Here is a 24,262-nt window from a genome sequence, read left to right as displayed (position 1 = left end):
GATAATAAATAAATATAAATATCTATATTATGTTGCTAATCAGCTTATTATTGCAATGAAATTTAACATTTCCAACATCTTTTGCACTAAAAATATAATATAACTATTAAGGAAAAGTTTTTGATTTTTCTTGGTAATTGAACCCTTCGATAACACATAATTCGATATTTCAAATTTCGCTACTGAAAAATTATGGTTTGACATTCGGGACAGAAAGTCCTAATGCGGAGAATTCTATCCGCTCGTCTATTTTGTTTTTTGAAGCAACATCTCCTCTGTAACCTCATTGCATGAAGAACCGCTTTACTTCCCTTGTATTATGGCTGACGCTACTGTGTGGCGGAGGCTATGCACCGGGAGCCTGGGCCCAAACTGTAATCTTTAACGCCAGCCCGTCGGCCCAGCCGGGTGAGGCCATCAGTCTGCAAGGCAGCTTCAGCGCCAACGCCAAGGTATTTCTGGCAGCTGGTTCTGGCTCACCCGTGGCAGCACCCATCCTGACGCAGATGGCTGGCCAAGCCACGGTGCAGGTGCCCTCCAACCTAGGTCTGAACCTTTACCAGGTGTGGATAGAAGATGGGGGGCAGCGCAGCCCCGCCGTTTTCGTGAACCAGGCCCGTGGTCAGCACTTCGACTCGCCCGAAGTAGCACCTGGCGGCCGGATGCGGCTGTTCGGCCGCAACCTGCAACTGGGCGGCGGTGGCGCGCAGGTTCGCTTCGTGGGTGCCGGTGGCGGCGACGCGCAAGTGGATGCTTCGCAGAGCGATGCTTACACGCTGACGTTTAACGCGCCTGGTTCGCTGCAAGCCGGTACCACCTACCAGGTAGTTGTGAGCAACGGCCGCGGGGGAGAAACCACGGTAGATCAGAAGGTGAAAGCCATCAGTGGCGGCACCGACTACTTCGGCCTGAATGTAGGCTGGGCGCCCAAAATCAACTACTACAATAACGTCTATAACGTGCGTACCGATGGTCGCCTGAGCCGCAAAGCTACCGGCAACGGCAACACCGACGACCACGACGCCATTCAGGAAGCCATCGACAAAGCAGCCGGTGACGGCGGCGGTATCGTGTATCTGCCCGCTGGTACCTACAAGATTGCCCAGGGCGGTGGTGCTAGCTTGCTCATGCGCAACCGCGTAGTGGTACGAGGCGCCAGCAAAGACCAGACAACCATTAAGTTCGGCTACGGCTGGCCTAGCTCCGATAAGTGGGGCATCATCTGGGACAACACCCAGCAGGCTGGCTTGGTCGATCTGAGCATGATCAACGTGAACGAGTCGGGCAACTGGACCCAGAACATGACCGGCAAAGGCACGGAAGTCTTCATGCAGCGCATCCGCTTCGACATGAACCGGGGCGACTGGTTGTGGTGGGCCAACTCGGATAAGCTCGTTATGGCTAACTCCGACTTCGTGCAGGGGGTAAACCCCAACGCCGGCTACCACGGCCCTATTCAGCTCAACGATTGCAGCAACTTCGTGGTGAACAACAACAACTTCACCTACGCCGTGGATGGCCTGAACCTAAACGGTGCCCACGAAGGTGTGTTTGAAAACAACCGTGTGTACCGCGACGGCAGCGCCCGCTATCCTAGCTCGCTGGTCAACCACGTCCTGATTCTCAACTTCGCTCAGAACGTGGCAATTGTGAATAATCTGTTCAAGGTAATCAACGGCCCGGCCCAAAACTCCAACGACGGTGAAACGATCATTGCCGAAGGTGGTGGCAGTGGCGGCGGCCGGGAGGATGAAGAGTGCGGTACGGTGAGTGCAGCCTGGGGCAACATGCTCCAGGACAACGGCAAAGGGTGGAGGCAACCCCGCCGCCACCCGGTTGTGGCTATCGTTAGCGGTAGCGGCATGGGGCAGTGGCGCAACATCACGAGCCGCAATGGCAACACGCTCACCCTGGATCGGGCCTGGGACGTAGTGCCCGGCTCCGGCACGCGCTACGCCATCTTCAACTGGGGCTCACGCAACTGGCTGGTGAAAGGAAACACGATGGAGGGCAACCGCCGCGGCATCACGCTCTATCAGAATGCGACTACCGATGTAGCCATTGTAGATAACAAACTCATTAACAGCGGCTCCATCGACCTGATGCCGTTCCAGGGTGACGCCGGTTACCAGCAGTTTGTGCCCGTATACAACACCCAGATTGTGGGCAACAACGTGGCCGGCACGGATGGCTCCAACGGTGTATTCATCGGGGTTCACACGGCCCAGCACCTGCAAGCCAAAACTTTTGGTACCTCCGTGGTAAACCTGGAAGTGCGTGGTAATACTGTGACGGCGCACACACCGAACATACCCGCCGTTGTCGATGATGAGTTTCCTGAAGGCTACCTCAACTACCTCCAGTTTCAGCAGGGTGGCAGCCGCTACAACGACGAGCAGATTCCGGCCATCCTAGGTACGATTTTCCAGAACAACACGGCCATCAACTGCGACAACGCGCTGTATCTGAACTCCGGTTCGTACGGTACCCTGATCTGCAATACGAACCTGATTAATACGCGCAACCTGGTGCAGGACAACCGCCTCATTGGCGTGAACCACACCTCAATAGGTACCGCGTCGTGCATGGGCTCAACGGTTATGGCCCTGCGCACCCCGGAAAACCCCGACAACACGGAAACAGGCCTGACCTACAAATACTACGAAGGTTACTGGAACCATATGCCGGATGTGAGCACGCTTAGCCCCTTGAAAGCTGGTAATGTCAACTCCTTCGAGCTAGGTATGCGGCAGCGTGACTACGGCTATCTGGTTCAGTACTCAGGCTTTATCGCCGTACCCGCCGACGGCCAGTACACGTTCTTCTCCAACTCCGACGACGGCTCGCGCCTCTACATCGGCTCGACGATGGTAATCGACAACGACGGCCCGCACGAGGAGAAAGAAAAGGCCGGTTCCATTGGCTTGAAAGCCGGTATTCACGCCTTCACCGCCGAATACTGGCAGAGCGCCGGCAGCCAGATCTTCGATGTGAGCTACCTCGGACCAGGTGTGCCGAAGCAACCGATGACAAGCAGCGTGATGCGCCGCGCTTCTGCTACCGCCGGTGCCGGTCTGCGCACCCCCGAAAACCCAGCTTCCACGACGGCTGGCCTGGACTACAAGTACATGCAGGGTAACTGGAACCAGATTCCTGACTTCTCGGCTTCGACCCCCGATAAAACCGGCACGACGTTGTTCTTTGACCTGTCGCCACGCCAGCGCGGCACCAACTACGCCATGCAGTACACGGGCTACGTGACGGTACCGACCGATGGTCAGTACACCTTCTTCACCGGCTCCGACGACGGCTCCAAGCTCTACATCGGCTCGACCTTAGTGGTAGACAATGACGGGCTGCACGGGTACACGGAAAAATCGGGTACCATTGGTTTGAAGGCCGGCACGCACGCCATTACCGTGTCCTACTTACAAGGCACCGGCGGCCAGACGCTGGACGTGAGCTACCTAGGTCCGAACATCACCAAGCAAGCCGTACCCGCTTCGGCGCTACGACGCTCCACCATCGTGCCGCTGGCTGCCGAGCTGCGCGCACCGGAAAACCCCAGCAACACGACCAACGGCCTCGATTACAACTACTACGAAGGCTACTGGAATCAGGTACCGGACGTGAGTGGCACCAGCCCGATCAAGACGGGTGTGGCTTCGAGCTTCAACCTGAATGAGCGCCAGCGCAACTATAGCTACAGCATGCGCTACACGGGCTACATCACCGTGCCCACCGATGGTCGCTATACGTTCTTCACCGGCTCCGACGACGGCTCGCAGCTGTTCATTGGCTCGACCTTGGTAGTAGATAACGATGGCATGCACTCCTACCGCGAGGAGTCGGGTACCATTGGCCTGCAGGCCGGTACTCACGCCATTACCATCACGTATGTGCAGGGAGCAGGCGGCCAGACGCTGGACGTGAGCTACCTAGGTCCGAACATCAACAAGCAGGAAATCCCGGCTTCGGCTTTCCGCCGGACTGCCACGGGAGGCTCTACTGCCGGACTCCGGACCCCGGAAAATCCAGCCAATACAGTAGGTGGCCTGACCTTCAAGTACTACGAAGGCTACTGGAACCAAGTGCCTAACTTCAGCAGCCTGACTCCCATGAGCTCCGGCTGGGCTGCCACGGCAAACCTGGATGGTCGTCAGCGTGACTCCAACTACGCCTTGCAGTACACGGGCTATATCACGGTGCCTACGGACGGGCAGTACACCTTCACTACCGGCTCCGACGACGGCTCGCAGCTGTTCATCGGCTCGCAGTTGGTGGTGGATAATGATGGCATGCACTCCTACCGCGAGCAGTCGGGCGCCATTGGCCTGAAGGCTGGTACCCACGCCATTACCATCACGTACGTACAAGGCAGCGGCGGACAAACCCTGAATGTGAGCTACGTAGGACCGAACATGACGAAGCAGACGATTCCGGCTTCGGCGTACCGTCGCACCATCAACCTGCGCACCCCTGAAAACCCAGCTAACGCGGTAGCAGGTCTGGATTACAAGTACTACGAAGGCTACTGGAACCAATTGCCCAACTTCAACACGATCAATCCGAAGAAAACGGGCACCGCGTCCACCTTCGACCTGAGCCAGCGGCAGCGCGACTACAGCTACGCCATTCAGTACACGGGCTACATCACGGTGCCGACCGATGGCCAGTATACCTTCACCACCGGTTCCGACGACGGCTCGCAGCTGTTCATCGGCTCGCAGCTGGTAGTTGATAACGACGGTCTGCATGCCTACCGCGAGCAGTCGGGTGCCATTGGGCTGCAAGCTGGTACCCACGCCATTACGGTTGCTTTCCTGCAAGGCGCCGGCGACCAGAACCTGTACGTGAGCTACCTGGACCCCAACCAGGTGCGCCAGACCGTACTGACGCCGTTTCTGCGCCGCGTACCCGGCAACAGCCTGGCGCCCACCACCAGCAGCCGCAGCAGCAGCTCGGTAGCCGGCGGCACGGCCGACGCGCAGCTTCAGGATAACCCGAACGCGCTGAATGTGTATCCGAACCCAAGCCAGGGCGCCTTTACCGTTGAGTTCACCTCGACGGCCACCCAGGCTGCCACGCTGACGCTAACTGATGCCTTGGGTCGGCAGGTGCAGCAACAGCGGGTGCCGGTGCAGGCCGGCTTCAACCAGGTGCCGGTGCAGATGACCAATGCTGCGGAAGGTATTTACCAGCTATCCCTGGTAGGCACCAACGGCCAGCGCCAGGTGCAGAAAGTGGTTATCAAGCACTAACCTAGGTTCACGCGCCGTCGGGCGTTGAATCTGAAAAACAAAAAAGGCCGCCGCTGAAATCAGCGGCGGCCTTTTTTGTTTTTCCTACCGATCTGCCGCCCCGCTGGGGCTAGCGCAACGTGGGCCCTAAAAGGCTTTTCAGCAAGTTCAAACACGCTCCAGAAAAGGCCTGCTAATGAACCCTAGGTTGATATTCTTTTGGAATAGTAACATTGAAAAAACGAAGACACTGCGCTGCATACGTATTGCCCGCTTCATCTTTCGGCGTGAAATACAACTGATACAGCGTGTGGGTGCGCGTTAGCATGAACGTGTCCAGATACTTTTGTTCCGAAATTCGGAGCCAAGGACTTGGAGCGCGATACTTTATGGTAAGAAAATCTACATTTCCCTCGGTTCGGAGTGATTGGTGGAGTAATTCACCCTTCGTTTTGGTCAAGAGCAGTTCAACGTAACGCCTATAATAAGGAGTGCGGTCGGCTGGCTTGATCTCGCGAGGCAGCTGTAATTCCAACCTAGGATCCATCGGAACAGTGACAATCACGTACGTACCCGCTTGATCATCTGTTATGAAGGCTTTGGCTTTGCTGGCTTGAGGATTATCGCTGATAAAAGGTGCTAGCGCCGAGGCAGGCATTTCCAATGGCGTTGCGGGCAGCTGCACTGTAACCTGGTTGTCTATCGGAAAAGAAACCCACGGTTTCGACTGCTCTACTTCAGCGGGCGAACAGCTGCTCGCAAGCACCGCAATAGAAAGCAAAGAGTATTTCATGGTTGAGCAGAACGGACTGAACTTGTTGCCTAGGTTGGCGCAGACAATCAGTGAAAAACATACCAAATCTGCTATGAACAGCGTTCTGCGGTAGTAAAAACGAGTGTTTCTGCCACTGCCACGGCTTTTTCGTTACTTTTGATTTGATTTCCGGGCCTCTGGCGCCCATTCTCGTAACGCCCCGCAATGAAGTTATTTCCCCGGCTAGCCTTGGCCGCCACGCTCAGCACCGCGGTTCCTCTGGCCGCCCACGCCCAGCAAACCCAGGTGTTCGCCAGCGATGAACGTCTGTTTCAGGAAGGTCTTGAACTCTTCGACCGCGGCAAGTACGGCGCCGCCCAGCAAGCTTTTCAGCAGTATCGGGAGCTGACCCAGCGCCGGACCGGCGATGAGCGCGACCGTAACCCCGACGCCGAATACTACTACGCCGTGTCGGGCCTGTACCTGCTGCACCCCGACGCCGAAGGGCAGGTGCTGGCGTTTGCCGCCAACAATCCGACGCACCCAAAGGCCGCTGAGGCTTTCTTTGAGCTAGGTAAATTCTACTTCGACAAGAAGGATTACGCCAAAGCCACCGACTACCTGCAACGCGTGGAGGGCAACAACCTCTCCAACGACCAGCGGGCCGAATCCGAGTTCAAGCTAGCCTACAGCTACTTCGCCCAGAAGGAATTCGACAAAGCCAAGCTGCTCTTCGACCGCAACAAGCAGGGCGAGCACCAGTACCGCTACGCCAGCAGCTATTACGCCGGTCACCTGGCCTACCGCACCGGCGACTACGCCGGGGCCCGCAAGGACCTAGCTATTGCCGAGCAAAACGACGCCTACCGCCTCGTAGTGCCGGCCGTGATGAGCCAGATCTACTACAAGGAAGGCGACTTCGATGGGCTGATTGGCTACGGCACCAAAGCGCTAGCCCAAACCCCGCCGCCCCAGAGCGCCGACGAGATTCAGCTGCTGGTGGGCGACGCGTATTATCAGAAGAAAGACTACAAATCGGCAGCGCAGTACTTCGATCAGTATGCCGCCGGGCGCAAGAAGATTGAGCCCGAGGTGCAGTACAAAATCGGCTACGCCAACTACAAGATGGGCGACTACAAGGGCGCCATCGGCAGCCTGAAGAACGTAGCCGCCCGCCGCGATTCGCTGGGGCAGAACGCCGCTTACCACCTAGGTTTGAGCTACCTGCAAACCAACCAGAAGCAGCCCGCCCTGAATGCCTTCGACGCGGCCCGCAAGCAAACGTTCGACAAGAACATCACCGAAAACGCCACGCTTCGGTACGCTCAGGTAAACGCCGAGCTAGGTAACGGCCCCGAGGTAATTGCGGCTCTGAAGGACTTCGGCAAGAAATATCCGCGCTCCAAAAACCGCGCTGCGGCCGACGATCTGCTCAGCGAGAGTTTCCTCAACTCGTCGGATTACAACCAGGCGCTGACCTACCTCGACAACCTCGACGACCGCAGCACCAAGCTGAACGCGACGTATCAGCGCGTGGCATATTTGCAGGCCGCTACGCTGTATAACAACAGCAAATTCACGGAAGCGCTGCCGCTGCTGGATAAGAGCCTGAAGTACCCGCAGGACGACGCCCTGCGCGCCGCCGCCCAAGTATTGAAAGGGGAGATTTATAGCGTGGGGCAGAAATATCCGGAGGCCATTCAGAGCTACACGGCGGCGGCCCGTACCGCTCGCAGCGGCTCGGCAGCTGAAACCGATTTCGACCAGAAGGCGCGCTATGGCCTAGGTTACGCGTACTACAACACCAAGCAGTACGAGCGCGCCCGCACGCAATTTCAGGCGTGGTTGAAAGACCCAGTTGCCAAGCCCTCCGAACCAAACTACTACGACGTAACCCTGCGCTTGGCCGACACTTACTACGTGTCGAAAAACTACGCGCAGGCGCTGGAGCTGTACGACAAAGCCATTCAGGCCAACGCGCCCGACAAGGATTACGCCTACTATCAAAAGAGCGTAACCCTAGGTCTGATGGGCCGGCGGCAAGAGGCCGCCAGCACCCTGAACACCCTGCTGAAAACCTCGCCGCAGTCGCGCTACGCCGACGATGCTGTGTTCCAGCAGGCGCAGTCGGAGTTTGAGGCCGGTAACTTCCAGCCTGCCGTCGATGGCTTCACTAAGCTGATTGCCAATAAGCCCAACAGTGCCCTGATTCCGCAGGCGTTGCAGAAGCGCGGTGTGGCCTACGCCAACCTCGACCAGCACGAAAAAGCCGTGGCCGACTTCAAGCAGGTGCTCACGCAGTACCCGCGCACCAAATCGGCCAGCAGCGCCATCTATAGCTTGCAGCAGAGCCTGGCAGCCCTAGGTCGGCCGGAAGAATTTGACCAGTACCTAGCCCAATACAAGCAGCAGAACCCCGATAGCAAAGCCACTGAAACGGTGGAGTTTGAGTCGGCAAAGTCGCTGTATCTGGCTGAGAAATACCAGCAGGCCATTCCGCGCCTGGACGCCTACATCAAGCAGCACCCCGACAATGCCCTGGCCGCCGACGGCCGCTACTACCTGGCCGATTCGTACCTGAAAACCGGTAACAAAGCCGAAGCATTGCCGCGGATGCGGGCCGTGGTGGAAGAGGGCAAGAGCGAGTTCGTGAACCGCGCCGTGGGCCGGGTCGCCGACCTGGAGTTTGAAAACAAGAATTATCTGGAAGCCATCAAGTTCTACGCTCGCCTGCGGGAGGTGTCGCAGAACAAGCGCGAAGTAGCTAACGCCGGTATCGGCCAGATGAAGAGCTACTACGAAAGCGGCGACTACGAAGGCACGCGCCGCGTGGCCGAAGAGTTGCGGGCGCTGGGCAGCGCTTCGCTCAACGCTACCAACGCGGCTCTGCTGTACCTAGGTAAGGCGAGCTACAAAGCCGGCAACCTCGACCAGGCCAGCACCGAGCTGACCACGGCCGCCAGCGCCGCCACCGATGAAAACGGCGCCGAAGCGCAGTTCCTGTTAGCGCAGGTGTTGTTCGACCAGAAGAAATACCCCGAAGCCCTGGATGCCGCGTTCAAAAACAACGCCTCCAACTACGACCTCTGGCAAGGCCGCTCGTTCCTGCTTATTGCCGACATCTACGCGGCGCAGGGCGAGACGTTCCAGGCACGAGCGACGCTCAATTCCATCATCGACAACAAGTTTCCGGTGGCAGAGATAATCGAAGGCGCCAAGCAGCGCTTGACCGCTTTGCCCGCCGAGACGCCGGCCACGCCTGCGCCCGCCCCGAAAACGCCGCCCGCCAAGCCCAAGGCGACGACCAAACCAGCCACGACGCCCAAAGCCCCGACTGGAAGCAAAGCGCCCGCCACCAACTCCTTGCAGCCGACGCAAACGCAGCCCACCGACTCAACCGCTACGCCGACGCCGGTTGCGCCCGCTCCGGCTTCGGAAGGCACCGGAGAGTAGGCTAGGAGCTAGCCTTTGCCACAAGAGAAAAGACAACAAAACAGTTGATGCTGAGTGAACAACCTAGGTTCTGAGCACCAACAACTAAGCATTAAGCACCACATTATGACGTTTCGCTCGCCTCAATTCCTGGCTTTGGCCGCTCTGCTGCTCGCTGCCGCACCCCACCGCGGATGGGCGCAGCGCACCGGCGGCAAGATTGAAGACGCCGAAATTGAAATCGTGAAAGAGCGGGTGAATGAGCTACCGGAAGCCACGCGCAACTTCGATAAAATCAAGATCGAGGCACCGGCTAAGCAAACTCAGAAGCCGGCGTATACTTATCCCGACTACCGCCTGCCCGCCGACCTGCTCAACCCCTCGGTGCGCGTGCTGACGATTCGGCAAGAAGAGCTAGCCCCGCAAACCGGCAACTATGTGAAAGGGGCCATCGGCAGCTACGGCACGCTCTACGGCAAAGCCTACCTACACAATACGCGCAGCACCGCTGGCTCTTATGGCCTCGATTTTAGTCATATATCGTCTGCCAACGGGCCGGTGGACAAGCACAACTCGGGCTCCAGCCAGACCAGCCTAGGTTTGAACGGCGAAACCTACAATGGCCCCGTGACCATTGGCGGTAAGCTGACCTTCGGCCGCGAGCGGTATAATTTTTACGGCTACAACCGCGAAACCGCAAACTTTCCGCCGGAAGCCGATAGCATCAAGCAGGTGTTTACCCGCGTGGCGGCGAAAGTGTACGTGCGCAACCGCGCCGCCGACGCCGCTTTTCAGTACGACCTAGGTATTGGCTACAACTTCTGGAAAGATCGGTTTGCGGCCCGGGAGAACAACATCTACGCGACGCTGCGCTCCGGCTATAACCTCAGCGAAAAAGGCCGCGTGGCCATCGACGGCGACCTGTCGTTTATCTCACAGAAGGATTCCTTCGGAACCGTGAGCCGGCCGTTCGTGCAGCTACGTCCCGCTTACGAGCTGACGCTCAATCGGCTGGCGGTTTCGCTCGGCGCTACGATTGGCTACACCGGCGACACCATAGGCACCGCCAACCAATTCAACCTGTACCCGGCCGTGCGCCTGGCCTACACCGTGACAGAGGATAAGTTTGTGGTGTACGGGGGCGTAGGCGGCGCCCTGCAACGGGTTACGCTCTACGATCTGACCACGGAAAACCCCTGGCTAGGTTCCAACCAGCGCGTAGCAGACACGCACCGCGGCCCGACGCTCTATTTCGGCTTCAACTCCACGCCCGCGCAAGGGTTGGAGCTAAACGCCAAAGTGACGATCAGCAACGACCGGAACCTGTATTTTTATAACAACGGAGGTTCGGTGGTGCCGGGCGTGGTTGGGGGGATATTCCGGGGCGACTCCACGCGTTTCAACCTGGTGTACGACCGAAAGGCTACCCAACTGCTGAACATCCACGGGGAGGCTATCTACAACGCCACCGAGCAGTTTCGCATCGGCTTCAAAGCCGACTACAACGGCTATAAGGTGCATAGCCTGGCAAAAGCATTTCACCGTCCGGCGTTCCAAAGCACGCTGTTTGCCACCTACAACATGTACAGCAAGCTGCTGCTGAGCGCCGAGCTTTATACCTACAGCTCCAGCTATGGTACGGGCTACGATTATACTTCTCCGACAATCGGCTACCGCGCCATAACGCGCCCCACCGACTCGGTTATCGACCTGAACCTGCGTGCCGATTACCGTATTTTGGAAAAACTATCCATCTTTGCCTTAGGCAATAACCTCCTCGGCCGTAAGTATGAGCGGTTCCTGAACTATCCAGTGAAGGGATTTAACGTACTAGCCGGTGTAACTTACGACTTTTGATGAGTTGATTTATTGATGTGCTGGTGTGCTAATGCGGTAATTTGCTGATGGGCGGTTTGTTCTGATTTGTTCAGATTTTCAACGCCTCAGCTCACCAGCATACCAAGACATCAACAAATCAGCGCATTATCTCATTAGCTCATCACCCGAATGAATCTATCCGAACCTATCCGCACGTTGCTCCGGGACCATGACTGCGTCATCATCCCCGATTTTGGCGGGCTCATTGCCGAATACACCCCGGCCCAGATTCATCCCGTGCGGCACACGCTGGCTCCACCCACCAAGCGCGTGGCCTTCAATCAGGCCCTGACCCGCAACGATGGGTTGCTGGTAGACGCTATCAGCCGCGCAGCCAACCTGACGAAGGATGAGGCCCGTGAGCAAGTGCACGCCGCCGTGCAGCGCATGGAAGAGGAACTGGCCGGTAATCGGCGGGTAGAGTTAGTTGGTATTGGCTTCCTGCGCCGGGCCATCGGGCAAGGCATTGAGTTTGAATACACCGGCACTCAGAATCTGCTGCCCGCCAGCTACGGACTGCCCGAGTTGGTTTCGCGGCCCGTGCGCGCCACCGACGCGCTGCTGGCCCGCGAGCGGCAGGCGGCCGCACCGAGGCTGGCCGCTGGTCGCTCCCGCCGCCAGACCAAGATGCTGAAAGTTGCGGCCGCGGTTGTTGCCGTAGCGATGTCTCTGGCGTTAGGCGCTAATTACATGTTTGGCCTCCAGCCCGAAAGCACTACAACAGGAGCAAGCCACAAGGTGCAGCCCGTTGCGGCGCAGCCGGCTCCGGTAGCGGCGCCGCGCATCGTGGCGCGGCAGCAGGCGGCGCTGGCCAATGATGGCTGGAATGATAACGCAGCCGTAGCCGAAACGCCAAGTGCGCCCGCCGAAAAGCCGGCCGTTGCCGAGATTGCCGCCCCAAGCGCAGTGTCTGCGCCCGTTGCCGAGCCGGCGAAAAAAGTAGAAAAGCTAGTCACGCCTGCGCTGCCCAAGCAAACAGCACCGAAAGCCAAAGCCAAAAACCTAGCCCCAGGTTGGGAAAAGGCCGAAGTGTCAACGGTGAAGGAAGATGCCAACTCGACAATCAAGAGCGCTACCGGCCGTTACTATATCATTGCGGGCAGCTACCGCAGCCTGGCCGGGGCCGAGAAAGGCCGTCAGGCGCTTGTGCGCCTGGGTAAGCCCGCCCGCGTGCTACTGCCGCAGCCGGGCAGCCGTCAGTACAAGCTTTCCGTAGCCGACTTCGCCGACCGCACCTCGGCTGATCGGCAGGCCCAGATTCTGCGGCCGCGTTTAGGTTCTATTTGGGTTTTCAAATATTAGCATGACCTCTTTCCTGCTGCAGATTACCACCACTGCGACTACTGCTCCCGCTGATACGGCCGCCATAGCGGCTAACGCTCAGGCGGCCGCGGCCCCCGGTCTTTCTCTTATCGACTTGGTTTTGCAGGGAGGCTGGATCATGGTTCCCATCTTCCTGCTATCCTTCATTTCCATTTATGTCATCATCGAGCGCTATATCACCATCCGGCGCGCCGCCGTCAACCCCGATTCGTTCATGGCGGGCATTCGCGGGCTGATGGTGAAAGGCGACCTGCAAGGCGCCAAGCTGCTCTGCGCCCAGAACCCGTCGCCGCTGGCCCGCATGATCGAGAAGGGTATTCGCCGCATTGGCTTGCCGCTCAAGGAAATTGAGGCCAGCGTGGAGAACGTGGGGAAGGTGGAAGTAGCCCGGTTGGAGAAGAACATCAGCATCCTGGGTATCATCGCTGGTATCGCGCCCATGCTTGGGTTCGTCGGTACCATCATCGGCGTTATCAAAATCTTCTACGCCATCAGCACCACCGGCGACTTCGGTATTGCCCAGATTTCGGGCGGTTTGTACACGAAGATGGTTACCTCAGCCGCCGGTCTGATCGTCGGCATCATTGCCCACGTCGGCTACCACTGGCTGAGCATCATGGTCGAGCGCCTCGTGTTCCGCATGGAAAACTCGGCCATCGAGTTCATGGACATCTTGCAGGATAACTAAGTTAAAGGCTAGCTTTTAACTTAACTAGGTTGTTTCAGCACTCCGTTACAGAAAAAAGGCGTCCACAACGTGGGCGCCTTTTTCTATCCACCGGGAATGAAACAATGACTTGCTTTTACAGGCGCGCCTGACTGGTTATCTGCCTGTTGAGTTAAATGGGCGAAGTCTTTAGCCTCTTTTCCAGGTCGTGCGCACTCAGCGTAAGGTAGAACCATATAAGTAAGCTCTCAATCGCATATTCATGTGAGTAAGCCGTTCCGTGTCGCAAAATCAGACGCAGAGCAGAAGCAGCTCTTGCTGCTGCAAAGCGCGCTTCTTTTGTTCTTTTTCTACCTTTACCAAACTACCCGCTTCGGTTCGACCGTTAGGGTGCCGTAGCTTTCGGTTATTTTCGGCACTGGCTGCCGAGGCCGCACTGAAACCTAGGTCCGGCGCGTACGTCTATTCGGGGCATCCTTAGTACTCAATTCTATGAATCTCAGCCGTCGGCGCAAGCTTTCCTCGCACGTAGAGACCAGCTCCATGAACGACATCATGTTCTTCCTGATGTTGTTCTTCCTGATTGTCTCCACGATGGTGAACCCCAACATCATCAAGCTCATGCTGCCTAATGCCCGCTCGGGCAAGCAGGCCATGAAGCAGCCGATTACGGTTTCAGTGAATGCCGCAGGCCAGTATTTTCTGGATAAGCAGCCGGTAACACCCGAAAGCCTGGAGGCCGCGCTGGCTCAGAAAATACAAGGCCTGGAAAGCCCAACCGCCGTGCTGCGCGTGGACGCCACCCTGAACGTGCAGAAGCTGGTTGATATTCTGGAAATCGGCAACCACTTGAAGATCAAAATGGTAATGGCTACCCAGGCCCAGCAGAAAGCCGGATAAACTCTTGATTTTTGGCTTGTCGTTACTGGTTTTTGGCGCTGTGCCAGATTTTCTAGGTGAAAACGAACAAAGCCAAAATCAACCACAACAAACCAATAACCAATGGAATACCGCGAGCAGCACCGCCGCGAAGCCCTGATCGGCACCGTGATTATTCACCTGGTGCTCGCGGCGGTGTTCATTTTCACTGTGTTTAAGGGTCCTGATCCACCGCTGGATACCCTCGGGGGCGATGGAGTGGAGTTGAACTACGGCGTTGATGAGGCTGGTTCGGGCGACATCCAGAGCCTGGCTCCGGCCAACGATTCCAAGAACCGGGAAGACAGCCGTCCGCCCGCCGCGAACCCCAACCCGCAACCTAGGCCGGTAGCCGCGGCAACGCCCCAGCCGGCCGTGCGCACGCCGCCCGCCGATGAGAAAGTAATTACCAGCGAGGCAGAAGATGCCCCGGTGAAAGTGCCGCCGGTGGAGAAATCGGCGCCGCCGAAGGAAGTGGTGCGCGAAACCCGGCCCGTTGTGGCCGAAACGCCCGCGCCGCCGAAACCGGCGCCAGTCGAGAAGCCCCGCACCCTCTACACGCCCAAAGGCAGCGCCAATGGCGGGGGCAACGGCGTGAATGGCACCAGCAACGCACCCACCGGCAACAACAACGGCGACCGGCCCGGCAGCGTCGGCGACCAAGGCGACCCGAATGGCTCACTGGATGCCAAAGCGCTGTACGGCAAGCCTGGCAGCGGCGGCAGTGGCAGCAGCCCCGGCTCGGGCAGCGGCTCATTGAACATGCCCGGCTGGGCCTTTGAGAACCGCCCCCGCGACACGGACCCATCCAGCGAAAGCGGCCGCGTGGTACTGCGCATCAAAATCGACGAAGACGGCAACGTGGATAACGTGACGGTGGTATCCACCACGGTTTCGCCCCAGGTAGCTAACTTCTACCGCGACCTGGTGCAGCGCAAGGCTACCTTCAAGCGGGTAGCCTCGGGTTCGGGCGGTGCTACCGGCACCATCGTCTACGTCATCGGCTCCCATTAAGATCGGCTACTTACTTTTACAGCGCCGCCGACCGGAATCCCGGTCGGCGGCGCTGTCTTATTCCGACAGAATTCAGAGTTCGCGCCGCCTTTTAAGGGCTCCGTTATCAGGCAACCTAGGGTAAGATGTTGTCTAAGCTCTGCGTTCTAAGCGCTAAATTCAACCTATGAACTACGCCGAAACCCTAGCGTACCTTTACCAGCAGTTGCCCATGTTTCAACGCGTGGGCGCGGCCGGGTTCAAGCCGGGCCTTGCCAATACCGAAGCGCTGGCCAAAGCAATGGGGCATCCGGAGCGCCGGTTCCGGGCGGTGCATGTGGCGGGCACAAATGGCAAGGGCAGTAGCTCCAACCTGCTGGCGGCTGTGTTGCAGGCGGCAGGCTACCGCGTGGGTTTGTACACCTCACCGCACTTGCGGGAGTTCACCGAGCGCATCAAAATCGACGGGCAGGACTTGGCCCCGGACTATCTGGTGCAGTGGGTAGCGAAATGGCGGCCGCTGTTTGAACAGGTGCAGCCCTCGTTTTTTGAAATGTGCGTGGCGCTGGCGTATTCGTACTTCGACGAGCAGCAGGTGGATATTGCCGTCGTGGAGGTCGGGCTAGGGGGAAGGCTGGATTCCACCAACATCATCACGCCGCTGGTGTCGCTGATTACCAATATCAGCTTCGACCACCAGGCTATCCTAGGTAATACGCTGCCGGAAATTGCGGCGGAAAAAGCCGGCATCATCAAGCCCGGCGTGCCCGTGGTGGTGAGTCAGCGGCAAGAGGAAGTAGTGCCCGTATTCGAGCAGAAAGCCCGGCAGGAAAAAGCGCCGCTGGTGTTTGCCGACGTGCTCTACCATGCCGAGGAAGCCCTACCCACCCGACCCGATGTAGCCATGCAGCGTCTGCGTGTCACACGGCTTGGCGCGCCATACTTGCAGGATGTTGACCTAGGTCTGGTGGGCGACTACCAGCGCCTGAACCTGCCCGGCGTGCTGGCGGTCATTGAAGAGCTACGGCGTCAGGGCTTTCAGCTTCCGGAAGCGGCCGTGCGCGTGGGCCTGCGCGATGTGCGCCGCCTCACCGGCTTCCGCGGCCGCTGGACCATCCTGGGGCGGCGCCCGCTGGTGGTCTGCGACACGGGCCACAACGAGGCCGGTCTGCGGTTCGTGACGGCGCAGCTGGCTCGTATTCCGCGCCAGCGGCTGCACTTTGTGCTGGGCGTGGTAAACGATAAGGATGTAAGCAAAATGCTCACGCTGCTACCAACAGATGCCACCTACTATTTTTGCCAGGCCGATATTCCGCGGGCGCTGCCGGCAATGGAGCTGGCGACGCAGGCCGCCACGGTTGGGCTGCACGGCGACGTTTATGGTCCGGTGCCAGCGGCGGTACGCGCCGCCCGGGCCGCCGCGGGGCCGGACGATGTGGTGTTCATTGGCGGTAGTACCTTTGTGGTGGCCGAGGTGGAGGAGCTGTACGTATGAGGACGACTAAGGACGCAGAGGGTCGAGTAGAAGTCGCAGAGCGCTACACTATTAGTAATCAACAATCAACCATTTAACAATCCAATACCCTTGAGTCGAGTGAAATTGCAGCGCTTCGCCCATAATGCGGAGCGCGCCGATATTGTAGAGCCGGGGAAACCAACCTACGAAAAGCTAGGTGGGCGCTGGCAGCAGGATTTCTTTCAGAACGAAAACCCGATTACCCTGGAAATGGGCTGCGGCAAGGGCGACTACACCGTGGGCCTGGCTGCCCGCTACCCGGAACGCAACTTTCTCGGGCTCGACATCAAGGGCGACCGTATCTGGATTGGCAGCACCCGCGCCGAGGAGCTAGGTTTGAAGAACGTCGGCTTTGTGCGCACCCGCGCCGAAACGCTGTTTCAGCACTTTGCGCCCGGCGAGCTGAGTGAAATCTGGGTTACGTTTCCCGATCCACGCCCGCGCGACCGGGACATTAAGCGCCGCCTGACCTCGCCACGCTTCCTCAACCTCTACCAGCAGGTGCTGCGCCCCGGCGGCCTGGTGCACCTCAAAACCGACAACGAGCCGCTGTTCGACTTCACCCTCGAAACCGTGCAGCAGCGCCTCGGCGCCACCGTGCTGGCCCACACCAAAGACCTCTACGCCACGCCCGAGCTGCTGCCCCACGCCGAGGACATCCAGACGCACTACGAGCGCCGCTTTCGCGCCGAAGGCATTCCGATCAAGTACCTGCAATTCACGTTGTAGGAACGCGCCACGGCGCGTTCGTCGTTGCACGACTGGCCCTTTGGCTGTAGCGTGGACTTTGCAGTCCGCGCTATGAACGAGTTAAACGCGGACTACAAAGTCCGCGCTACACAGTCTCCCATTCCGGGGCGGCATACACGTACGGCCACGTTTGCCAGCGGGCGGGAAGTCGGAGCGGCTGAGCGTGGTGCAGCACGTAGCGCGCAATGCGACCTAGCTCCGTGGCATCCTGCACCACATAGTCGTAGCTGCCGGTTTGCCAGAAGTCAGCTTCGGGCGGGAGCGTTGCGCGCAGCACCCGCCGGCACTGCGCGGCCGTGCGCTGGTGCAGCAGCTGCAAGGCCTTGTAGAAGGACACGTCGGCGCCAGTGGGCAGGTGAAGTATGGTGTGCACATGATTAGGCAACAGCGCAAACGCCAGCACCCGAAAACCTAGCTCCTCCAGCAGCATCAGCTCCCCGGCGATTAGCTCCGCTATTTTCTCCTTTTCCAGAAAGAACGGCCCAACCGTCGCCGCGTCGAGCAGCGCATCGAAGGCGGCAAAAAATGCCTTTTCGGCGCGGTGGTGCGCGGCTAGTCGTTCGGCATCGGTTGCCAGCGCGCGGGCAATTTCCTGTGCCGCTTGCCGCTGCTGATGCAGTTGCCGGGCCAGCCCAACCGGCACCGAGCCCGCCAGCCGAAACGTGACAAACAGCGTCTCGCCGGGTGGGAGAATAGTTGAGAAGGAGGAGTTAATCAAAACCTAGCTGCTTCGTAGTGAGAACCGTAGCGCGGAAATCCGTTCCGCGACGAGCAGCGCGAGTATCCAAGCGTCAGAACTCGCGTTGCTCGTCGCGGAATGGATTTCCGCGCTACTTCCTGGTAAGCAGCAGTCAGACAAAGCTGTTGCCAAAAGCAGGAAAGTGAGGCAGCTATTCTTCTTCCAAAGCTTCGAACACGCTTTCCAGCTCCGTGAAGTCGCGCAGGCCGGGCTTGATTTCGTCGCCGCCTTCCAGGATCAGGCCGGTGGGCCGGACTTCCTCCAGCAGCGCACGCACACTCTCCGGCGCAATGGCACCGCGCAACCAAAGGGGCATTTGCTGGGCGTGGTTAGCCAGAGCGGGTAGCAGCGTAGCAGAAAGTGAGGAATCGAGGGTAGTGGTAAGCTCAAATCCGGCCGGGAATAAAGCAGCGTACTGGGCGCGTACTTCCTCCGTAAACCGGCCATCTAACAAAGCAAAGACGGGCACATGCAGTAACACCGGAACGCTCAGCGGGCTACCGGGAAGCTGCCGCAAGGCTACACGCTGCAACCCGCATTCCTCCACGAGCCGGTTGATTCCCGAAACCGGCATGCTCGCACCAAATTCCCCAATCAGCTCCACGCCGGCCACCCAGCCGGCCAGCTCTTTCACGGTGGCTACGTCGATGGCGCCGGGCAGGCTAGGGTCGAGGGTGAAGATGAGGCCGTCGGCACCCATGCCGGCGCAGTAGCGGGCGTCCGAAAGATTGTTGATGCCGCGCACGAGCACGGGAATAATAAGAGCCATGAAGCGTAGTACTTGGTTATTGGTATCTAGGGCTTAGTCAGGAAAGACCGAACCTAGGTTGCGGGTGCAAATATTGGCGAAAAGTACGGCTGTCGCACTGGGCATACCCGGGCCCGGACTAAACAGTACAGATAGTAGCTAGCAAAACCGCCGCCCGTCGGGGCTAAAAACCTAGATGTACGCCCGCCAGAAAAGCCCGCGTCACGGGGTAGTTGCCGCCCGCGCCTGCCGCGCCGGCGGTATAGAAGTGCGTCGAGTAGGAGTAGGAGAGAGCATCGGGGTCAATGGCCTTATTGGCCCGAAAGTACGAGTCGCGGGTCCAGATGAGCGGGTTTTGAACCTGTACGTACACGCGGGCGCTGGTCAGGTGCAGCGCGCCGGCCCAGGTCGCCGGAATTGTGTAGCCCAGGTCGAGGCTGCGTACCTTAATGAACGTGCCGTCGCGGTAGGCCAGCGTTGAGCTATACGTAGGCCACTCGTTGCTGCGGCTGCTCTGGTCGGGCTGCGGGTAGTCGTTGCTGGGGTTAGTAGGAGTCCAGTAGTTGAGGTTCAGCTGGTTGCGACGGCCAGTGTTGGTGGTGAAATAGTTAGGGCCAAACAGCACCGGGTCCGCGACAGTCGTGCCCACACGGGTCAGGGCCACTACGCTCAGGTCGAAGCCCTTGTAGCGGAAGCGGTTGGTAAGACCGGCCTCAAACCTAGGCTGGTGCGCGCCGATAACCTGGCGGTCGGCGGGGTTGATAATTCCGTTGCCGTCCACATCCGCTACCTTCACCTGGCCCGGCTTGCTACCGTAGCGTCGGGCCTGGTCGGCTTCTGCGGTCTGCCAGATACCTAGCTTTTTGTAGTCATAGATAGCATAGAGGGGCTGGCCGAGGAAGCGCTGGTTGCCGATGTCGCTGATTTTGTTGCCGTTGGCATCGCGCAAACCTAGGTCCAGTACTTTCTCCCGGTTCACGGTGAAGTTCCACTCCGTACTCCATGCGAAGCCGCTCAGTCTGCCAGTGCGCACGTTCACGGTCGTCAGCGCAAATTCAAGGCCCCGATTCTCAACTTGACCTCCGCTGCGCACATACGAGCTGTAGCCGCTGTTGCTGGGCAGGGCATCGGATAGCAGCAGGTCGGTGCTGCGCTGCCGGTACACGTCGAGGCTGCCCGTCACGCGGTTTTGAAACAAGCCGAAGTCCAGGCCGCCATTCAGGGTAGTGGTGTATTCCCAACCTAGGTTGAGGTTTGGAATGCCGGAAGGAACCACACCAACTGCACCCGTGCTTCCATAGTTATAATAGCCCCCCGAGCCAGATCCTAGAGAGCCAAGTGTTTGATACGGACTCACTACGGCACTACTCACCCGGCCAGTGCTGGCTCGCAACTTAAGCAGGCTCACCCAGCTATGGTCCATTAGAAAACGCTCCTGGGCTAGGTTCCAGGCCGCAGCAGCTCCAAAGAAGCCGCTGTGCTTACTGCCCGGGCTCAGCCGCGACGAGCCGTCGTTGCGGTAGGTAAACGTGGCCGAATACCGATCAGCGTACGCGTAGTGCAGGCGGCTCATAAGCGAGGTGATGTTCCATTGCTGGCTGCCGCCGCTCCCTAGGCTAGGGTTGCCCATTGCCCCATTCGGCACCCCGGTTGCGGCCGCTGAGGTGCTTTCGGCGCGGGACTGCTGCCAACTGTAGAGCCCCGTTGCGTGGAAATAATGGCGACCTAAGGTGCGGCTGTAGGTCAGCACGTTTTCGAGCAGTAGGTTGAAAACCTCATTGGTCGAGCGGCTCGCTGCGTTTCGGCCCCCGCCCCGCTGCGGCGTATTGGCGGCGTAAAAACTATTGCCCTTTTCCGAGCGGAAATCCAGGCCCACGTTGGCGCGGTAGTCCAGGCCCTTCAGGATGTTGACCTGCCCGTAGAGGCTGTTGAAGCTGCGCAGGCGGCGGCGCTCGTCGCGGTGCGCGTCGGGCACGTACAGCGTCAGCGGATTCGCGCCGGCCTGGTCGCCGTTAGGAAATAGCACCGGGTTGCCGCTGGCATCGGTGGGCGAGGCCAGAGGGCTGGTGGTCAGAATATTATAGAGCACGTTTGCGGTGGGGTCGTCGTCTCGCAACGAGGCTGTGAGCGTGCTAAACCCGACGTTCACCCGCTTACCAATCTGCTGATCCAGCGTGCCACGCAGCGAATAGCGCCGGAAGCGCTGCACCGGCACGATGCCCGTTTCGTCGTAGTAGCCCAGTGCCACCGAATACTTTGTCTGGACGGTGCCGCCGCTCACCCCTAGGTTGTGGTTCTGTAGGTGGCCGTGCTGAAACAGCAGGCTTTGGTAGTCAGTTGTGCGGCCGGCCGCGTAGTTGGCGCGCTCGTCGGTCGTAAGGAAGTTACTGACCTTGTTGGGGTCCCATCCGGCGGCGCGGTAAGCTTCTGCGCGGTAGTTGTAATACTGCTGCCCGTTTTGCAAGTCGTAGCGGCCATAGGTGCTTTTGATGCCGTAGTAGCCGCTGTAGCTGACCTGGGGCGCGCCCTCCTTGCCCCGCCGCGTGGTAAGCAGCAGAATCCCGTTGGCGCCGCGCCCGCCGTAGATGGCCGTAGCTGCAGCATCCCTGAGCGCTTCCACCGATGTAATGTCGTCGGGGTTCAGGTCGTTGAGGTTACCCTCGAAAGGCACGCCATCAACGACCAGCAGCGGGTCGCTGCCCCCCGAGAACGAGCGGTTACCCCGAATGCGGATAACCGGATTCTGACCGGGCGCGGTACTGGCGCTGGCCACACTAACGCCCGGCGTCCGCCCTTGCAGCGCCTGCCCGCTATTGGCGACCGGTACGTCGTGCAACTGCTCGTCGCCCACGGTGGCAATGGCTCCTGTGACCTGACTTTTAACCTGGGTGCCGTAGCCCACTAACTGCCTGGTGGGGAGGGGTTGCGTTTCGGGGGACAGGGTATGACTTGCGCCGGCGCGACGGGCCGGGAGCTCCCGACATGCATAGCCTACGGCGCAGATTACCAGCACGCTATGGTCATCGGGAACGGTAAGGGTGTAGCGGCCATTCGCGTCGGTGGTCGTACCCGCGTCGGTGCCTTTGAGTGTAACCGCAACGCCGGCCAGCGCTTCTCCGTTGTCGGCGGTGATGCGCCCCGACACGGCGTGCGGCGCGGCTTCCTGTGCCCATCCGAGGTTTGGCGCAAGGCCAACTGTCAGCAGCAGAATTACCCGCCGCGACCATTTTTGGGGGCTGTGCGCAGTTGTGGGTATACGTTTGTTCATCGTAGCAAGCAGATTACATAAATGAGCGGCGACCTAGGTCCAGAGTGGGTCGCAAAGGCGACGCTGTTAGGTCGCTCAGGATAGTGGCTGTTCTTGCCGAGTTATGGATAAACTACTAATCAGGAAGTAGTTGGCTGATATACCGAGAGAAGGCAGTAGAAGAATAATTCAAATTGAAATGATACTGTAGCGATGCAATCTGAATAGAAAAGGGTGATAGTAAACAGGCTCTTTGGTTTATAGAAGTAGAAGAGCAACAAATATAGAGCGAGCCTCTATATAATCTTTATATATGACTATAGTAATTATAACCAAAGGAAATTCATACACTTTGTTGCTTAAGCAATAAGGCTAAAAAGCAACAAGCCCTACTGTATAGCAGGGCTTGTTCTTGCAATTAGAATAGGGCCGTTGCGCAGCTAGACAGCTGTACGCTAGCGATTTGATCGATGTATTAGTCTGGTTTGAGTGGTTTCACTGCCGGGCCTGCGCCAACCGCTTGGGCGGCTGTCAGGGGTGCGCCGTTCAGGGTGACGTTGGTGAATTTTACGTCCGGGTACTTGTTCGGGAAGGCGGCGGTTTCGGCCGTGGCGTCCACGTTCTTAAAGGTGATGTTCGACACCTTATCGGTCGGGTTGCCATCCAGCACCGCAAACTGCTTGCACTTCACCTTCACCTTGGAAATGGTGATGTTGCGAATCGTGCCGAAGGGCTTTTCCGCGCTGCCGGCCATGTTGAAGAACTGCGTCCAGGGCGAGAGCGTGACGATGGTGCCGCAGCGGCCAGTCACGTTTTCCACCGTAATGTTCTCGTAGAGCTGGTACGTGTCGGGGCGCATCTTGAAGAGCAGCAGCGGCCGGTCGTTGTCGACCTTGCAGTTGCGCACCGTGATGCGGTTGGCGTGGATGCACTCGCTGCCGCAGGTGACGGCCGCGTGTACTTCCCCAAACGTGCAGTTCTCCACCAGCACGTCTTCAATCGGGCCGTTTTCCGGAAGCTTTTGGGCGTTAGGACCTTTGCCGCCCTTCATCACGATGCCATCATCGTTGACGGAGATGTAGCAGTTGCGAATCGTCACTTTCTTGCACACGTCAATGTCTACGGCGTCGGTGCTGGGCGCCTTCACCGGCCGGAAGGGCGAGCGAATGTCACAGCCATCGATGAGCACGTTGTTGCACTGGTACAAGTGCGTGGTCCAGAAGCCGGCATTGTGCAGCTTCACCTTCTCAATGGTCACGTTGTTGCAGCCCCAGATAAAGAGCAACCTAGGTCGGTGCACCTCCAGGTTGGTCGATGATTTGCCGACTTTCTGCATCGAGTCGCGGTGCGCCCAGAAGCCTTTCCAGAACTTCAGCCCATTGCCGTCGATGGTGCCGGGGCCCGTCACCCGAAAGCCGTTCACCTGATAGGCATTGACGAGGGCCGCATAATAATCCAGCTTTTGGCCCTCCATCCGCGACGGAATCAGGGGGTAGTCGGCAATATTATCGGAACCTTTGAGCTTGGCGCCTGTCTGCAAACGCAGCTGCGTGTTGGGCTTGAAAAACAGCGCCCCACTCAGAAACACGCCTTTCGGAATCACCACCGTGCCGCCGCCCTCGGCGCTGGCTTTGTCGATGGTGCGCTGAATGGCCTCAGTGTTCAGCTGGGTGCTATCGGTGCCGGCCCCAAACTGCGTGATGACGTAGTCTTTGGGGGCGGCTGCTTTCTGCGGAGCGGTTTCAGGCGGGAAAGGCAGCGAGAAAGCGGTTAGCGCAAGCGGGAGCAGGGCAAAAAGAACCTTCATAGAGTAGATAAAAGGATGGACACGGCAAAGAAGCAGCCTCCCGGCGGGAGTACCGTTCTGTAGTTACCTGCCAGGTACCGTTTAGTCGTTTGTAGGCCAGAACCTGAAGTGTTCTATCAATTACAGCCGAAGTATTTGCATTGCCCAACCAAGCAAAACCAGCTCCGCTGCTCCTGCTTTGCGCGCATCCTAGGTCTACTTCTACAGCACCATTCTACCCGCGGCACGCTGAACCCGCACGCCAGGATCT

At 58.6% G+C, this 24,262-nt stretch carries 14 protein-coding genes; 9 read left to right on the top strand and 5 right to left on the bottom strand.

All coding sequences use genetic code 11. The features are described from left to right. Positions 1-290 precede the first annotated feature (290 nt). Positions 291-5,261 (top strand): PA14 domain-containing protein, encoded by a 4,971-nt coding sequence (locus IEX74_RS09845; protein WP_188813591.1) that lies wholly within the window; start codon positions 291-293, stop codon positions 5,259-5,261. Between the two features lie 172 nt (positions 5,262-5,433). Here the strand turns inward: IEX74_RS09845 and IEX74_RS09840 are convergent, their stop codons facing one another. Further along, positions 5,434-6,033: a hypothetical protein gene (locus IEX74_RS09840; protein ID WP_188813588.1), complete on the bottom strand. Its 600-nt coding sequence runs from the start codon at positions 6,031-6,033 to the stop codon at positions 5,434-5,436. Between the two features lie 186 nt (positions 6,034-6,219). Here IEX74_RS09840 and IEX74_RS09835 point away from each other — a divergent pair, with 186 nt between their 5' ends. The 8 genes from IEX74_RS09835 to trmB all read left to right on the top strand — a co-directional run bounded on the left by IEX74_RS09835 (position 6,220) and on the right by trmB (position 17,450). Next, the gene (locus tag IEX74_RS09835; RefSeq protein ID WP_188813587.1) at positions 6,220-9,447 is read left to right on the top strand and encodes a tetratricopeptide repeat protein; all 3,228 of its coding nucleotides are present in this window, start codon (positions 6,220-6,222) and stop codon (positions 9,445-9,447) included. Between the two features lie 105 nt (positions 9,448-9,552). After that, positions 9,553-11,283, top strand: coding sequence for a TonB-dependent receptor (locus tag IEX74_RS09830; protein ID WP_188813586.1), 1,731 nt, complete (start codon positions 9,553-9,555; stop codon positions 11,281-11,283). A 150-nt stretch (positions 11,284-11,433) separates the two neighbouring features. Beyond that, the gene (locus IEX74_RS09825; protein WP_188813585.1) at positions 11,434-12,606 is read left to right on the top strand and encodes an HU domain-containing protein; all 1,173 of its coding nucleotides are present in this window, start codon (positions 11,434-11,436) and stop codon (positions 12,604-12,606) included. 1 nt (position 12,607) lies between these two features. Further along, complete coding sequence (locus IEX74_RS09820; RefSeq protein WP_188813584.1) at positions 12,608-13,315, top strand: MotA/TolQ/ExbB proton channel family protein; 708 nt, start codon at positions 12,608-12,610, stop codon at positions 13,313-13,315. 471 nt (positions 13,316-13,786) lie between these two features. Continuing rightward, positions 13,787-14,194: an ExbD/TolR family protein gene (locus IEX74_RS09815; RefSeq protein WP_188813583.1), complete on the top strand. Its 408-nt coding sequence runs from the start codon at positions 13,787-13,789 to the stop codon at positions 14,192-14,194. A 102-nt stretch (positions 14,195-14,296) separates the two neighbouring features. Beyond that, complete coding sequence (locus tag IEX74_RS09810; RefSeq protein ID WP_188813582.1) at positions 14,297-15,226, top strand: energy transducer TonB; 930 nt, start codon at positions 14,297-14,299, stop codon at positions 15,224-15,226. 166 nt (positions 15,227-15,392) lie between these two features. After that, positions 15,393-16,700, top strand: coding sequence for a bifunctional folylpolyglutamate synthase/dihydrofolate synthase (locus IEX74_RS09805; RefSeq protein ID WP_188813581.1), 1,308 nt, complete (start codon positions 15,393-15,395; stop codon positions 16,698-16,700). 90 nt (positions 16,701-16,790) lie between these two features. Next, positions 16,791-17,450, top strand: a complete 660-nt coding sequence (gene trmB / locus IEX74_RS09800) for a tRNA (guanosine(46)-N7)-methyltransferase TrmB (protein WP_188813579.1) — start codon at positions 16,791-16,793, stop codon at positions 17,448-17,450. Between the two features lie 106 nt (positions 17,451-17,556). Here trmB and IEX74_RS09795 read toward each other — a convergent pair whose 3' ends face one another. The 4 genes from IEX74_RS09795 to IEX74_RS09780 form a co-directional block, all read right to left on the bottom strand. Further along, positions 17,557-18,189, bottom strand: a complete 633-nt coding sequence (locus IEX74_RS09795; protein WP_188813577.1) for a transposase — start codon at positions 18,187-18,189, stop codon at positions 17,557-17,559. 172 nt (positions 18,190-18,361) lie between these two features. After that, positions 18,362-18,979, bottom strand: a complete 618-nt coding sequence (locus IEX74_RS09790) for a beta/alpha barrel domain-containing protein (RefSeq protein WP_188813575.1) — start codon at positions 18,977-18,979, stop codon at positions 18,362-18,364. Positions 18,980-19,142: 163 nt separating this feature from the next. Continuing rightward, positions 19,143-22,226 (bottom strand): SusC/RagA family TonB-linked outer membrane protein, encoded by a 3,084-nt coding sequence (locus IEX74_RS09785; RefSeq protein WP_188813574.1) that lies wholly within the window; start codon positions 22,224-22,226, stop codon positions 19,143-19,145. A gap of 454 nt (positions 22,227-22,680) precedes the next feature. Beyond that, the gene (locus tag IEX74_RS09780; protein ID WP_188813573.1) at positions 22,681-24,012 is read right to left on the bottom strand and encodes a glycoside hydrolase family 28 protein; all 1,332 of its coding nucleotides are present in this window, start codon (positions 24,010-24,012) and stop codon (positions 22,681-22,683) included. Positions 24,013-24,262: the final 250 nt, after the last annotated feature.

Source organism: Hymenobacter cavernae, from assembly GCF_014641455.1.
GTDB classification, from domain to species: domain Bacteria; phylum Bacteroidota; class Bacteroidia; order Cytophagales; family Hymenobacteraceae; genus Hymenobacter; species Hymenobacter cavernae.
This window is presented reverse-complemented; position numbering and strand designations above follow the sequence as displayed.